We start from the raw sequence: 15,475 nt of genomic DNA, 5'->3' as shown, positions 1-15,475 counted from the left end.
CTGCAACCAGCTTTCATGTGAATTATTGTGATACTTGTGTCGGTTTTATGAAAATTAGGTCGTTTTGATTCGACATTGATATTTCTAAATCATCTTACATTTCTTTATAAAGAACTTAATTTGTTTTTGTTTGTTGTATATTAGGTGTACAATAAATCCAAATTATGATAAGTTTTCCAATTCCTGAAAACGAGAAAGAGCGCGTGCAGGCGCTGAGAAATTATGATATACTTGATTCACTTGAAGAGGAAGACTTTGATAGCATTACTGAAGCGGCTAGTTTGATTTGCGACACCCCAATTTCGCTTATATCACTTATTGACGAAAACAGACAGTGGTTTAAATCGAAGAAAGGTATCGATACGGTTGAAATGAGCCGTGATATTTCCTTTTGCCAGTATACCATTTTAAATGACAGCGTTTTCCAAGTAAACGATACAGCAAAAGATAGCCGATTTGTTCATAACCCACTCGTTACAGGAGATCCAAATATCGCTTTTTACGCAGGTTACCCGTTAATTGATCCTCGCGGATATGCATTGGGAGCATTATGTGTTATCGATAAAAAGCCGAAAGAATTAAACGAAAAGCAGAAAAGACTTCTTGAGCTTTTGGCTAAGCAGGTGGTTACTTTAATACTTGAGAGAAAGAATACCCAAGAAGCAAAGTACTTTTCTAAATTGTTTGACATATCAAAAGATTTGATCAGCTCGGTCACCTCCGAAGGCATCATAAAAATGGTGAATCCCGCTTTCCAAGACCTTTTAGGTTGGCGAGAAAGCGAGTTGCTCGGAAAGAAACTTTTAACGTTTGTTTATCCGGATGATATCAGGAAGACAGAGGACGAACTTTCGGATAGGCGATCCGGAAAGAACACCATTCATTTTACTAATCGTTTATTGGCAAAAGACGGATCTAATCGAACGATCCAATGGTCTGTAACTCCTAATATCGGAGAAAATGAGATTTTCGTCGTTGGTCGTGATATGACGGAAGAAACGCTAAAGAATCAAGAGCTAGAGATAAGCGAAAATAAACTTCGTTCTTTTTTTGAGAATTCTCAGGGCCTGATGTGTACACACGACTTAGCGGGCAATATTTTGTCGGTCAATCAAGCAGGTGCTGCCATACTAGGATATAAAAAGGAAGAAATTCTAGGAATGTCCTTATTCGATTTAGTTCCACCCTATCATCACGAATTTCTGAAAGGATATTTGAATCGTATCAAATTAAATCGCAAAGATACAGGGCTTATGAAAACGCTTCATAAAGACGGACAGCCCTTGTTTTGGCTCTATAATAATGTGTTAGAACAAGACGCAGAAGGTAACGATTACATTATTGGAAATGCGATTGACATGACTGAGCGTTTGAAGTTGGAGGGTGATCTCAAGAAGACGAAAGAAATGTTGGAGCAGACCAACCGCGTCGCGCGGGTTGGCGGCTGGGAGGTAGATTTAACGAATAATAGAATTATATGGTCGGATGTTACAAAAAGTATTCATGAAGTCGCAGTCGATTATGAACCGACCATTGAACAGGCATTGGCCTTTTATGAAGACGAGAATCGTGCGTATATAGAAGAAGCATTTCAAGAAGCCGTGACGAAAGGCATACCTTATGACTTAGAATTACAGTTACGCACCGCAAAGAAACGATTGATTTGGGTCAGAAGCCACGGACAACCCGAAATGATAGAAGGTGTATGCAAACGGATTTTCGGTACTTTCCAAGATATAGATCAAAAGAAGCGGGCAGAAGTTGCATTAATAGAGGAAAGGGCCAGGCTTCGAACGTTCATTGAGCATGCGCCGGCGGCTGTAGCAATGTTAGACAAAGATTTAAGATATATTGCCGTCAGCAAACGATGGTATGAAAGTTATCATTTAGCAGATGTGAGTATTATTGGCAAATCACATTACGATGTTTTTCCGAATCTTCCTGACGATTGGAAAGAAATTCATAAAAAATGTCTGAATGGCGAGGTGCATAAAAAAAATGACGATGTCTGGACGCCACCGGGATGGGACCACGAACAACACCTTATTTGGGAAATCAGACCTTGGCGTCACTTTAATAATGAAGTGGGGGGACTGGTTATGTTTACGCAGGATATAACAGAAAGTTTTGAAAAGAGCGAGGAATTGCGGAAGGCAAAAAAAATAGCGGAACAAGCCAGCAAAGCTAAATCTGAATTTCTTGCTAACATGAGCCACGAAATAAGAACGCCTCTCAACGGTGTGATTGGCTTTACTGATCTGATATTAAAAACTTCATTAAATGATACGCAGAAACAGTATCTCACGATCGTTAATGATTCTGCAGTTTCGCTTTTAGCGATTATTAATGATATCCTTGATTTTTCTAAAATCGAAGCGGGTAAACTGGAGCTGAATTCTGAAAGAATAGACTTATTTGACTTGAGTGAACAGGTAATAAACGTTATCACCTACCAAGCTCAAAAGAAAGGATTGGAATTAATTCTCGATATGTCTCCTCATCTTCCGCGTTTTATCTGGGCGGACGATGCACGATTAAAACAAATACTTATTAATTTACTGGGTAATGCCGTCAAATTTACAGAAATAGGAGAAATAGAACTGAAAATAGAAGAAGTACAAATAAGCGCCTCAGATAACAAAACTACTTTGCGGTTTTCCGTAACAGATACGGGTATCGGTATTCAACGAGACAAACAACATGAAATTTTTGAGGCTTTTGCCCAAGAAGATAGTACTATTACTAAGAAATATGGGGGAACAGGTTTAGGTCTTACTATTTCCAATAAATTGTTAGCGTTAATGGGCAGTCATCTGCAGCTGGAAAGCGAGGTCGGGATTGGAAGCACGTTCTTTTTTAACTTAGAAACGTCGTTTGAGCTTGGAGATCCTGCAGGAAATGGTGATTTAAACGACTTGCAATCTGTTTTGATCGTAGATGATAATGATCATAATAGGATGATACTGGAACGGATGTTGGCGTTGAAAAATATTCATTCTGAATCTGTTAGTAATGGCTTCGATGCCCTGCAAAAATTATACGACAATAAAAAATATGATTTACTGATTGTAGACTACCAGATGCCGATTTTAGATGGCTTAGAGGTAATTAGAAAAATACGACAGAGCCCAAAAGCGGAATATTCCAACATTCCAATTATTTTGCTATACAGTTCATCTGAAGACGAAGATATTGTTAAACAATCAAATGAATTAATGGTAACACGGGTAAGGAAACCGATTAATACGAAAGAGATGTACGAGGCTCTTAAGCGAACGCAAAAGATTGATGTCGTAAATGGTGAAGAAAGCGATCGGTTGCCATCTAAAGCTGTCGTTCGTCCTTTTAATGTGCTTATTGCCGAAGATAATGCGGTTAATATGTTGTTAACGAGCACAATTATCGAACGCATTGCCCCACTTGCGTCAATTGAAAAAGCTGAAAATGGTTTGCTTGCGGTAGAGGCCTGCAAAGTCAAAATGCCAGACCTTATTTTTATGGACATTCAAATGCCCGAACTTAATGGAATAGAAGCAACACGTAGCATTCGGTCTTTGCCCTCCGGCGTTGATGTTATCATAATAGCACTTACTGCCGGCAATGTGAAAGGGGAGATGGAGAAATGCTTAGATGCCGGGTTTAATGATTTTATCGCAAAACCTATTGTGGAAGCAGATATTGAGTTAAAGATCAAGACCTGGCTTTTTAAGGAAAAAACAGATGAGATAACGGTCGATTTACACGTCGATTATCATATGATGGACGACTACGCCGCTGGCGATGAAATGTTTAAAAGGGAATTCATAAAATTGACCATATCTGAGTTAGAAGGTACCGTCAAGAAAATAGAACAAGCTCAAGAAGAACAAGATCTTCAGTCTTTAAAAAAGATAGGGCATAAATTGCTAGGAACCTCAAGAACGGCCGGTTTGCTTCTTCTGAATGAACTTGCCGAGGAACTTGAAAGGGCTGACAGTATAGTAGAAATTACTCGGCAAGACTTGTTGCGCAAGATTTTTGAAGAAATAAAAATAGTAAAGAAAATAATTGGAATTACACCTTTTAACTAGTAGCTGAATGATTATTTTAATTGCAGAAGATGACGAGTTAATACGGAAAACTCTTGAATTCAGGCTGTCAAAGGAAAACCATCAAATAATTTCTGCCATCGATGGAAAGGATGCCCTTGAGAAAATAAAGGAAACACTCCCCGATCTGGTTATCACGGATATTATGATGCCTTATGTTTCGGGTTTAGAAATAGTGACTGCCGTTCGCGCCATAAAAGAAAAAGCGATACCCATTATTATTCTTTCGGGATTAGGCCAAGAAGAAGTTGTTTTGGACGCTTTTAAGTTGGGTGCTGATGATTTTATTGTCAAACCGTTTAGTCCAGGAGAGCTTATTCTTCGTATTAAACGTTTTACCGTTGGACGCTAAATAGAATTCTGTATTAATTATGCAGTTGAACGAAACACTTCTTGGCTTACCCATTATTGATTTCTTTTGGGCAACTCTCGTGATGGTAAGTCTTCTCTTCCTGGTTTTTATTGTCATTTTGTTTTTTTTGATTGAAAAAAACCGTGCTGCAGATTTAAGGAAATCTTGGCAACAGCTAATAGCCATCGTAATATATGAGGCAGCATCCGCTGATATTCCATTGCAGCCACCCTCGGCGCTAAATGACCATTTAACTAATCGAAGATTTAGAAAATACTTAGCAAGAAGTTTAGTGAATGCGGAAAAAAGTCTTTCAGGTATTGCAGCGTCCAATTTAAAGGTAGTTTATAAACAACTGAGGTTAGACAAAGACAGTACAGCAAGGTTGTCCAGCAGGCATGCGCATATTGTGGCTTCCGCTATACAAGAATTAAGTGCCATGCAAATCTCGGAAGCGGAACCCGAAATTGTAAGTTTGGTAAATCATTATAAGGACATTATTAGATTAGAAGCACAGTACGGCTTAGTTAGGTTGAAGGGGTTCCAAGGGTTGGCTTTCTTAGATGATTTGCAAAATCCAATTTCAGATTGGCAGCAGCTTAAGCTGCTAAGTGCGATCGGGCAATTACCACTTAATGCAGCACATCATGTTCAGTGTTGGTTAAATTCGGATAATCAGAGCGTTGTTATATTTGCATTGAAGCTTATTGCAAAATTTCAATTACTTGAACTCCATGAAAGCGTCTTATTAAAAATTTCGGCATCTTCAATAAAAGTACAAATGCAGTCGCTGAAAACGCTAGAACGTATTTCTCAAGAAAATACAGCGGCTGCTGTCATTGAGGTTTATGATAACGCATCTGACGCATACAAAATGCGGGCTATTCGTGTCTTAGAGAATATTGCAGGCATAAATGAACTAAATTTTTTATTACATGAATTCTATAATAATGACAACAGTAAAGTTAGATTAGGTGCAGCCCGAGCTATTTTAAACTGTTCCGCAAAAGGAGTTGCTGTCCTGGAAGAGACCAAGAAGCAACTCGATGAACCAGCTAAAACAATTATTAACCAAGCTATGGAAGGACATTATTAATGAACTGGCAGTTGTTTTTTTATGAATTCTTTACGTTTGGAATCCTACTTTATGCCATATTATTATGTTTAGTGTATTTATGGATAGGGCTTTTTTCATTGGGTGCGATTATAAAGCATATGCGTAAAAATAGCTTTACGGACTATCGTCTCTTAGCTACTTCTACTAACGCTCCAAGCTTTAGTTTATTGGCTCCGGCGTACAATGAATCAGCCACTATTGTAGAAAATGTACGTTCCCTTCTTTCCATTCATTATGTCAACCTGGAAATTATTATTATCAATGATGGAAGCAAAGATAACTCTTTGCAAAAATTGATTGATGCGTATGAACTTTTTAAGGCAGATTTTTACGTCGATTATGTATTGCCAACGAAGGAAGTTAAGGGAGTGTACAAAAGTAAGAATCCCGCATTTAAGAAGCTATTAGTCGTTGATAAAGAGAATGGTGGAAAAGCAGATGCTTTAAATGTGGGGATAAATATCGCAAGTAACGACTATGCAGTATGTATAGATGTAGATTGCATCTTAGAGCAGGATGCTATCTTGAAGCTGGCGAAACCTTTCATGGAAGAAACAGATAAACGGACAATTGCTTGTGGTGGTATTATCCGATTGGCTAACGATTGTAGGATAGAAAATGGTAAGCTTGTTGAAGTAAAGCTGCCAAAAAGTTGGTTAGCTCGTTCCCAAGCATTGGAGTATATTCGGGCTTTTTTGCTGGGAAGACTTGCCTGGAGTCGTGCAAATGGCTTGTTGCTAATATCGGGTGCATTCGGGGCATTCGATAAAGAAATCATACTCAAGGCAGGTGGCTATGATCATGGCACAGTTGGAGAAGATATGGAGTTGGTTGTCCGAATGAGGCGCTATATGGAAGAACAGAATGAAGCGTACCGTGTTGTTAATATACCTGACCCTTTATGCTGGACGGAAGCACCGGATAGTTTTAAGATTCTTAGTCGTCAACGTAATAGATGGATGCGTGGCACAATTGAGACCTTATGGAAACATAAGAAATTATTTTTTAATCCGAAATATGGCATTACGGGTTTAATTAGTTATCCATATTGGTTTTTATTTGAATTTTTAGGGCCGATAATAGAATTTATAGGGTTTATAGGTTTTTTTGTTTTCCTCATACTGGGATTAGTTGATTGGCCCGCTTTCTTTATTTTGCTCGGTTTCGTCATGGTGTTCGGCGTTCTCTACTCTATTTACGCCATCTTGGTTGATACTGTAACCTATCGTGTTTATAGAAGGAATACCGATGTCGTAAAATTAGTGTTAACAGCTATTCTAGAACCTTTCTTGTTCCATCCTTTTGTGGTATTATCTGCAGTCCGGGGACTCCGTGATTATTTACTCAAGAAAAAAGCCTGGGGAGATATGACGCGACGGGGTTTTAATGCCAAGCAGGCGTCTCAACACTCATCAGCAGCTGAAACGTCATCCCAACGTTTTAACATGCTGGTATCCCCTTATATTAATTTATCTATTGTTTTTTTAGGGCTGTTATTGATCGCTAGCTTCATTGAATTTATCGTTTATACACAGCAATTTGGTCCATTATCAAATGGTGGTGTACTTTTTGCGCAAATGCTTTTCAATCAATTTTTATTTTGGCTTTCGGCAAGCTTCTTTGGTTTTATAGTTTTTTACATCCTTCGTTTTATCTCCTCGAAATGGGCCTTAATTGTAACGGCCGGCATTTTTGTACTTATCCTTTTAGTACAAACTATTCTTGTTCAATATTTTCTTGTATCGCTTGTTCCATTAGGTGCTGATATTTATAGTTACTCATCGTCTGAAATTAAACAAACAATCGGTTCATCCGGCGCAATCAATGTTGTCAATGTTCTAAAGCTACTTATTGTCATCTTTGTCGGTATTGCATGTTTTAGTTGGATAAAGTTGAGAAAGATGTGGTCTATGGCATTTATCGGTTTCTTTTTTGTCGCGGGAATAGGGTCGTTTTTAGTCAATTCGGATAAATTATTTAGAGACCATTGGTCGACTAGCGATTTTGAAAAGAGCCTCGTAACCAATAAATCGAACTATTTTTATAGACAAAGCTACCTAAATTATTTTCCTGGTGGCCTTTTACAATTTAATAATGAACAGACATCGGTAGGAGATATGGAAGTTTCCGTTAAGGAATACTACTATTTAGATCCACTGAACTACCCTTTCTTAAGAGTAGACGAAACGGAAGATGTACTAAGTCCCTTTTTTCGCAAAAGCGAGAAAAAACCTAATATTATTATTCTTTTAATGGAAGGATTTGGTCGGGCATTCGTTAACGAGGGGGCTTATTTAGGCAACTTTACGCCATTCTTGGATTCCCTTGCTAAACAGGGGCTTTACTGGGAAAATTGCCTAAGCGCAGGTGGGAGAACTTTTGCCGCTCTACCATCGGTATTGGCATCGTTACCATTTGGAGAACATGGCTTTTTGGAGCTGGGCGAACAAATGCCCTTACATTATTCATTGTTGAACGTACTACAGAAAAATGGATACCACAGCTCATTTTATTATGGAGGGGATGCCTCGTTTGATCATATGGACATCTTTTTGAAGAAAAATGATTTATCCGAATTGAATGATGGGAAAACGTTTCCGCCTAGCTATAAAAAATTACCTGCTTCAAATGATTTCAGCTGGGGATATGATGATCAATCGCTATTTAACCATTTTTTAAAAAGCCGGAATGAGAATGATAAGCAACCACAAGTAAGCGTGCTTCTATCCGTTTCAACACATAATCCTTTTCTTATCAATAACCCGGATTTTTTTGCAAAACGATTCGACGAACGACTTGCTGATATTACCTCTAATCCGCAACAGCGTATTGAATTAAGGCGATATGCTTTACAACTCACAAGTGTGTTGAATGCAGACGATGCATTAAGATCGTTTTTTATGGCCTATCGACAAAGGAACGATTACAATCAAACTATTTTTATTATCACCGGCGATCACAGAATGCCCGAGATACCTATGCGTACAAAAATAGATCGTTATCATGTTCCGTTAATTATATATTCGCCGCTGTTGAAACGCACTGCAAAACTGACCAACATTGTTAGTCATTTAGATATAACGCCTTCACTACTCCGTTTTCTAAATAAGCAATATTCCATACAGATTCCCGAAAATGTTACCTGGTTAGGGAACGGTTTGGATACCTTGTCAACTATGGTAAGTGAACAGAGCTTGCCACTAATGCAGACGAAATCACAATTAATCGATTTTGTTATGGGTAAATATCATCTAAACGAAGAGTCTTTATACATGTTTACGGAGGGGCTGGATGAGGAAGTTGTTCAGGACAGTCGTATTCGGGATGAATTGCGTGCGGCCTTTCATCGATATAAAGAGAAAAACGATCGATTCATAAAGAACAACTCGTTGCTTCCAGATTCACTATTGCGTTTCATTAGCGGCCCACTTCCAAATCATTAAAACCGCTTTTGATAGGAGATACCGATATCTAGCTGGTTCCCTTTGATGGTAGGCTGGTATTCTTGCCTGAAAAAGCTTGCGTTCACATTAAATATATGGAGGTTTTTCACTGAGAAATTGTATTCAAGCATTATTTTGTTGGTACGTAGTTTATAGGCTTCCTCCAAAAGGACGTTTGTATTTTTATCGTCCGGTGATATACCCGTGCCGATAGCGGCACCGAAATAGTCGTTCGCTCCCCCGATATAATAACGGGTGGTGAATGTATAAGATTGCGATATGTCTTCATTATCAGGAGTAAGATAGGTACGAAAATTAAACCAAAAGTTTCTAAAATATTTTCCTACCGATGCGGTATACATCCAAGTGGCGTCAGTAAAATAAAGTTGTCTATAACCAATCTCGGCCTCAAAGCTTTTCGGTAAATTGGCGTAAAGTGAGGCGCCCGTACGATATTTGGGAAATACTCCGACATCGCCCGAGTATCCCGCATTTAGATACATGTAGAACATTTTTGAAATTCTGGGATAAGCTTCTAGTTCATATTGAAAACCATTGGTTTTGAAACGGTTTGCATAATTCAGTTTGGCTATAACCGATCCGAATTTCGTTTGTCTTTTATAGCTGATACCGGCCAAATGCCAGGGATCATCAAATTGTTTATTAAAATGGACAAAATTATAGACAATACCTATCGCATTTAATGCACTGTTGTCTGAAATCCGTGCCGCCAATGCTCGGGCTTCAGTATTTTGGTTGTTGATATTCAATAGATTACCAATCACTTGCTCGGCCTCTCGATAATTTGTTTCAGCATATAATATACGGGATTTTAGTAATAACAAATCTTCAGAAGAAGCGTTTATGGTTAAACCTTGATTAACTAGGTTTAGCGCTTTATGATTATTATCGTTCCAGTACTCAAGCGAGGCGTAAGCCAAAAAAAGATCTTCCGATGTTACGCCTCGCAAAAGGATGTTTTCAAATACGTTTCTTGCGCTGTCCGGTTGATCGGTCCAAGTATATACCCGACCTAAGAAAATGGCAACATCCGTATAATCGGGCGATTGAGCTAACGCCCTTTTTGCCAATTGTTTAGCCTTCTCATAATTTTTTTGCTCGAAAGCTGCATTCCTTGCTTCGGTGAAGAGATCGTCAGATGTTTTCGTTTGAGCAAAGGCAAAAAATGGCATCAAAAGGATTGATACTAAAAGATGGACCCTCATACAGTGCATGAAACTTATTTTTAGTTTATTGTTTTATGAATAATAAACATAAGCATTCTAATTGATATTTCTTTATGAAATTCTCTTCATGAAAATACCAGACTAGAACATCTATTTATTGTAACATCATTTTTAAGTTCTTTGTTTAGGTCTATAAATAATTAATACTAGTGGATATTGAAAATAAAAGCAAAACTGTTGTTCACCAATGCAACCATTTTAATACCCTTGCGTCTTTTTATTAGCTAATGTGAAAAGTAACTTGTTCGGTTAACCGATTGAATCTGGTTGTTTACCGATGATTTGCAATGGTTAACGGAAAAACAGTGGCCATTTGCGTTGACGCTATCTATTTTTACGCTAATAATTGACCTGAGCGATATATGATGAAAACCGATACTATTTTACATAATTTAAAAGCCAGTCATATGAATCAACATTCGATGGATGTAAAAGCTATTCAGGAAGCCAACCGCTCGATTTACCAGGCGTTTGAAACCTTAGATTTCAAGGCTGCAGGCGAGCATCTCACCGAGGATTGCGATTATATAACGTTTAACGGGATGCATCTTAAAGGAAGGGCCGCCTATGTACGGGCCCACAAAGAGCTGATGAACAATTTTATGTTCAAAGGAGCTAAGTTGGAAGGGGATATTACCGATATTCGTTTTCTCAATGAAAAGACTGTTGTCGTTATAGCTAGAGGAGCCATTAAATTTAGATGGCAGAAGAAAGTGGCACCCAATCGTTTATCGATTAATACGTCTGTATGGGTGCGTGATCCCTCTGGGAAATGGAAAATGACCGCCTTTCATAATTGCCGCATTCAAAAAATGGGATGGTTTAGTAAATGGTTGATGAAAAGAAAATAGTGGCGAAATAAGTAGCTGTTTGGCTGCAAGATACATGGTATCTAATCGTGATTGATCCGTAACGACAGATTCCGACACTCGGCCGATTTTACTTCTTTTCTAAATCTTTTAAATATTGCGTAGGCGTTTTACCAAACTCGTTTTTGAAAGCTTTGGTAAAATAGGATTGAGTTTGTATTCCGACCCGGAACATAACTTCTGCAATCGGTAGATTATCGTACACCATCAAGTGAGCAGCCTGCTTCATTCGTATAGAACGAATAAAATCACCTATCGATTGATTGTGAATCATTTTAATTTCCTGATAAAGTTTGGTGCGACTCATGCCGGTTTCTTTACAAAGAAAGATAATATCCAGCGCGGGATTGGATAAATTGTTTTCAATAATTTTTACAATTTTCTGTGTAAAAGCGCGGTCTTTTTGTCTATGTGCCTTTTCGAGCGCAACGAGCTGGCTGTTTTTTGCCAAGCGTCTTTTGATACTTGCACGCTGCATAAAAATATTACGGATGGTTTGCTGTAAAAAAGCCATATTCAAAGGTTTCGAAAAGTAGTAGTCAGCCCCGGCTTCTACGCCGGCAAGGTGAGCATCCTCGTCTTGTTTGGCAGTAAGTATGAGGAAAGGAATTGATTGTGTTTCCGGATTCGATTTAAGTCGTTTACATAACTGAACCCCATTCATTTTTGGCATCATCACATCGCTTATGATCAGATCCGGCAAACGTTCCTGCAAAAAGTCGAGAGCTTCTATGCCATTGGTAGCCTCCCAAATCTGATAGCTGGAACCTAATTGATCTTTGATAAAGGAACGTAATTCATCATGGTCTTCCACCAGTAAAATATGCGGGGCCTTTTCCTCAGCAGTTCGTATAGGGCGTTTACTCTTTTTCTTGTTTTGTACGGCAGACGTCGTTTGAATAACTATATCAGTTGAGGATGCAGCCGCTTGATGATTAATTTCATGTTCTTGATAATCTTCCCGATCACATGGAATTGCAACCATAAATTCAACTCCTTGGTCGGTTTCACTGCTAACTTCGATATAACCTTTATGTAGCAAGGTCAAACTCTTAACAAAGGCTAATCCTACACCTGAGCCAATATGGTAATCGGCGATGCGATAATATCGTTTAAATAGATGCTGCAGTGAACTTTCGGAAATGCCTATACCGTTATCTTTCACCACAAAATATCGATACGCTTTAGCAGGATAAATGGGTGGGATACGTAATTGATGCGGATAGGCCGGATGATGCTCATTTATACTTTTCAATAACTTAACGTGAATGTTGCCTTCTGTACGCGTGTATTTGAAGGCATTATTGAGAATGTTAAGCATAATTTTATCCAGCATGGTTGGGTCAAACCATGTTAAATCATCGTCATCTGGCAGCTGTACCGTGAAGGTGATTTGGTTTTGTTTGGCGATAAGAGTGAAATCTTCGGCTATCCGGCGTACGTGCTCACTCATATCACCCGCTCGTACATTCAATTTAAACCCACCGGTTTCTACTTGACGGAAATCCATCAATTCATTAATTAAACCCATCAATCGTTTAGCGTTGCGATGAATAAGCTGATAAACCTGCAGTTTTTTTCCGGCACTTTTTTCCTCATGCAATAGATTTTCAATCGGTCCCAGAATTAAAGAAAGGGGCGTGCGAAACTCATGGGATATATTGGTGAAAAACTGCAACTGCAACTGGTGCAATTCTTCCTTCTTTTGGTCTTCCAACCGTTGCCTATGTTTTTCTCGAGTTATCCTAATATACTGAAAGAGGAGCACAGCTAAAAACGCCAAGCCGCAAGCTCGGAACCACCAGGTGGCCCAAAAGGGTGGTTTTATTTCGATGAATAACTTTTTCTCGTTTTCGTTCCATACACCATCATTGTTAGATGCTTTGACGCGAAGTATATATTTCCCCGGATTGAGATTCGTATAAACCGCTTTGCGATCATTCGTACGAATCCAATCGCTGTCAAAACCTTCTAATTTGTACGCATACTGATTGTTGGCAGAAGCTATATAATTAAGAGCAGAAAACGTAACTGAAAAACTGGATTGTTGATGCCTTAACGAAATAAGGTCAACAACACTGATATCGACAGGCAGGGGTGATCCTTTTTCGCCTACCTCTACTTTCTTATTAAATAGTTCGAATGAAGTAAAATACAGCGGAGGTTTTACCCTATTTTCTGCCAATTTATCCGGAACAAATCGATTGAAGCCATTAATACCGCCAAATAGAAATGAACCCTCGCGGGTTTTTAAGTAAGCTCCTGCCTCAAACTCTAAATCCTGCAAACCATCGTTCATATTGTACCGTCTGTAATTTTGGTTTTCCGGGTGATATTTTACTAGTCCATTGGTGGTTGACAGCCATAAATTGCCTTGTTCGTCTTCGAGTATGCCCTTAATGTATCCTTGCGATAAGTCAGAAGATGCAGGATTGGGTAGGAATTGTTTTTTATTTTCGTCAAAAAGATACAGTTTATCGAGTCCTAACCACAGTCGGCCTTTACGATCTTCATGGATAATGCGTACATAAGGATTCTTTTCCCAGTTATCCAGGTAATGTATAATTCTTCCTGATTCAGGCTGATAGCAATTTAAGCCGCCATCATCCGTTCCAAACCATAATTGGCCATGCTTATCTTCTTCAATGGCCACGACATTGTTGCCTTTGAATACGTTCTGTAGATTGTTTCCATACGTGAAGCGCGAAAATGTACCTTTCTCCGGATCAAAGCGGTTAAGTCCACCGTAATAGGTAGCCACCCAAAATTGTCCTCGAGCATCTTCGAAAATTTCATGCACAAAATTGGAAGTGATGGAAGCCCTGTTATTTTCGTCGTGCAGGTAACGTTTGAAAGTACCCTTTTCAGGATTAAAAAGATGAATTCCGCCACCCCAAGTACTTACCCATAATCGTCCATTGCGGTCTTCCATGATATGAAGGACCGCGTTAGAAGCTAGACTTTGTGAATTTTTCGGATCATGACGATAATGGGTAAACTTCTTCGTTTTAGGATTGAATAAGTCGAGGCCGCCTCCGTCCGTTCCAACCCAAATACGCCCTTTACTATCTTCGCAAAAGGCGGTGACGTCGTTATAGCCAAGACTTTCCCTATGGGCGGTTCTTCTGAAAAGTTCAAATTTCTTAGCATGCGGACTGTATAAGTTAACCCCGCCTCGATGGGTGCCGATCCAAAGGTTTCCTTGACGGTCTTCAAAAAGAGCTGAGATTGTGCGCTGCGAAAGGCTGTTGGGATTATCCGGCTCGGCAGTATAATGGCTCCACTCTTCCGTTTGAGGGTTATATTGACTTAGTCCACCGTTAATACTGCCAACCCAAAGTCGACGCTGTTGATCTAGCAGTAAGGCCCGGATCAGGTCGCTGGTGATGCCACCGTTGATGCCCTCGTGATATCGGCGCTCTTCGTAGCGAAGAAGCTGTGTATTAAATGAATAAACTCCTTCGTTATTGGTACCCAGTAAGATTTGATGGTTAGCATCTTCCACGATGGCTAAAATATCCAGCCCTTTATCGTGCGGGATCTGACAGAAAATGCCTTTTTTTGGCTCCAATAAGCTGAGCCCCCGCTGCGTTCCGATCCACAGACGTTGCTTTTGATCGACGTAAAAACAACGGATAAAGTCGTCAACAAGACTTGCTTTATGTGCTACTTGGCGGTATGTAATAAAATGTCCAGTCCGCTTGTCCAAACGATTCAATCCTCCTCCAAATGTGCCAATCCATAAGGCACCGCCTACTTCCGTTATGGCGCTAATGCGATTGCAACTAATAGCATACTCTCTATTGTCACTACTTTTAAAACGTTTAAATTGATTCTTTGCGCGGTCGTAATAGTTCAAACCGTTTAAAGTCCCTATCCATAAGCCACCGGTTTTATCTTCATAGATGCAAGTAATGTAATTGTCACTAAGCGAATGCGGGTTGTTGGGTATGTTGCGATAAGAAATCACTTCATATCCATCATAGCGATTGAGCCCATCTCGAGTGCCGAACCACATGAAGCCCCTAGTGTCCTGAAATATACATTCAACGGTATTATTGGAAAGTCCTTGGAAGTGATTAATGTGTTGAAAGTGGAGGCCGTCTTTAGCCTTTAGGTAATAGGGATTACCAATCATGCAGTAGAAGAATAGTATAAAGAGGACGTACCACGAAATCCGTTGATATAATTGAACAGTCTGCATTGATTAGGTGCTGGTTATTATTACGAATCTAAGGAAATAATTTCGGTATTGGCTATAGCGTATCACACTTTTCTTACTGTGACTTGCATCAATAAATGTGCGGTCGGCTTAAAGGAGCCGACGCACAAATTGTATCATGCTATTATGCATGTTCG

Annotated in this window: 7 protein-coding genes; 5 read left to right on the top strand and 2 right to left on the bottom strand. The window is 39.2% G+C overall.

What is annotated here, in order from left to right; genetic code table 11:
• Positions 1-164 precede the first annotated feature (164 nt).
• From E0E36_RS26695 to E0E36_RS26680, 4 genes are all read left to right on the top strand, one after another.
• The gene (locus tag E0E36_RS26695; protein WP_130858474.1) at positions 165-4,070 is read left to right on the top strand and encodes a PAS domain S-box protein; all 3,906 of its coding nucleotides are present in this window, start codon (positions 165-167) and stop codon (positions 4,068-4,070) included.
• A gap of 7 nt (positions 4,071-4,077) precedes the next feature.
• Positions 4,078-4,440 carry a response regulator transcription factor gene (locus tag E0E36_RS26690; RefSeq protein ID WP_130858473.1) on the top strand — a complete coding sequence of 121 codons (363 nt, stop codon included), beginning with the start codon at positions 4,078-4,080 and terminating at the stop codon, positions 4,438-4,440.
• A 19-nt stretch (positions 4,441-4,459) separates the two neighbouring features.
• Positions 4,460-5,536: a hypothetical protein gene (locus tag E0E36_RS26685; RefSeq protein WP_130858472.1), complete on the top strand. Its 1,077-nt coding sequence runs from the start codon at positions 4,460-4,462 to the stop codon at positions 5,534-5,536.
• Between the two features lie 119 nt (positions 5,537-5,655).
• Complete coding sequence (locus E0E36_RS26680) at positions 5,656-9,000, top strand: sulfatase-like hydrolase/transferase (protein ID WP_207303821.1); 3,345 nt, start codon at positions 5,656-5,658, stop codon at positions 8,998-9,000.
• Here E0E36_RS26680 and E0E36_RS26675 read toward each other — a convergent pair.
• Positions 8,997-10,235, bottom strand: a complete 1,239-nt coding sequence (locus E0E36_RS26675) for a YaiO family outer membrane beta-barrel protein (RefSeq protein ID WP_207303820.1) — start codon at positions 10,233-10,235, stop codon at positions 8,997-8,999. The genes E0E36_RS26680 and E0E36_RS26675 overlap by 4 nt on opposite strands.
• 419 nt (positions 10,236-10,654) lie before the next feature.
• Here E0E36_RS26675 and E0E36_RS26670 point away from each other — a divergent pair, with 419 nt between their 5' ends.
• Positions 10,655-11,098 (top strand): YybH family protein, encoded by a 444-nt coding sequence (locus E0E36_RS26670; RefSeq protein ID WP_013667795.1) that lies wholly within the window; start codon positions 10,655-10,657, stop codon positions 11,096-11,098.
• Positions 11,099-11,186: 88 nt separating this feature from the next.
• On the opposite strand, the gene E0E36_RS26665 is transcribed toward E0E36_RS26670, so the two are convergent.
• The gene (locus tag E0E36_RS26665; RefSeq protein ID WP_130858469.1) at positions 11,187-15,320 is read right to left on the bottom strand and encodes a hybrid sensor histidine kinase/response regulator transcription factor; all 4,134 of its coding nucleotides are present in this window, start codon (positions 15,318-15,320) and stop codon (positions 11,187-11,189) included.
• Between the last annotated feature and the right edge of the window lie 155 nt (positions 15,321-15,475).

It is taken from the genome of Olivibacter jilunii, assembly GCF_900607235.1.
GTDB lineage: Bacteria > Bacteroidota > Bacteroidia > Sphingobacteriales > Sphingobacteriaceae > Olivibacter > Olivibacter oleidegradans.
The sequence above is the reverse complement of the archived record's forward strand: the minus strand, read 5'-3'. Positions and strand labels throughout refer to the sequence as shown.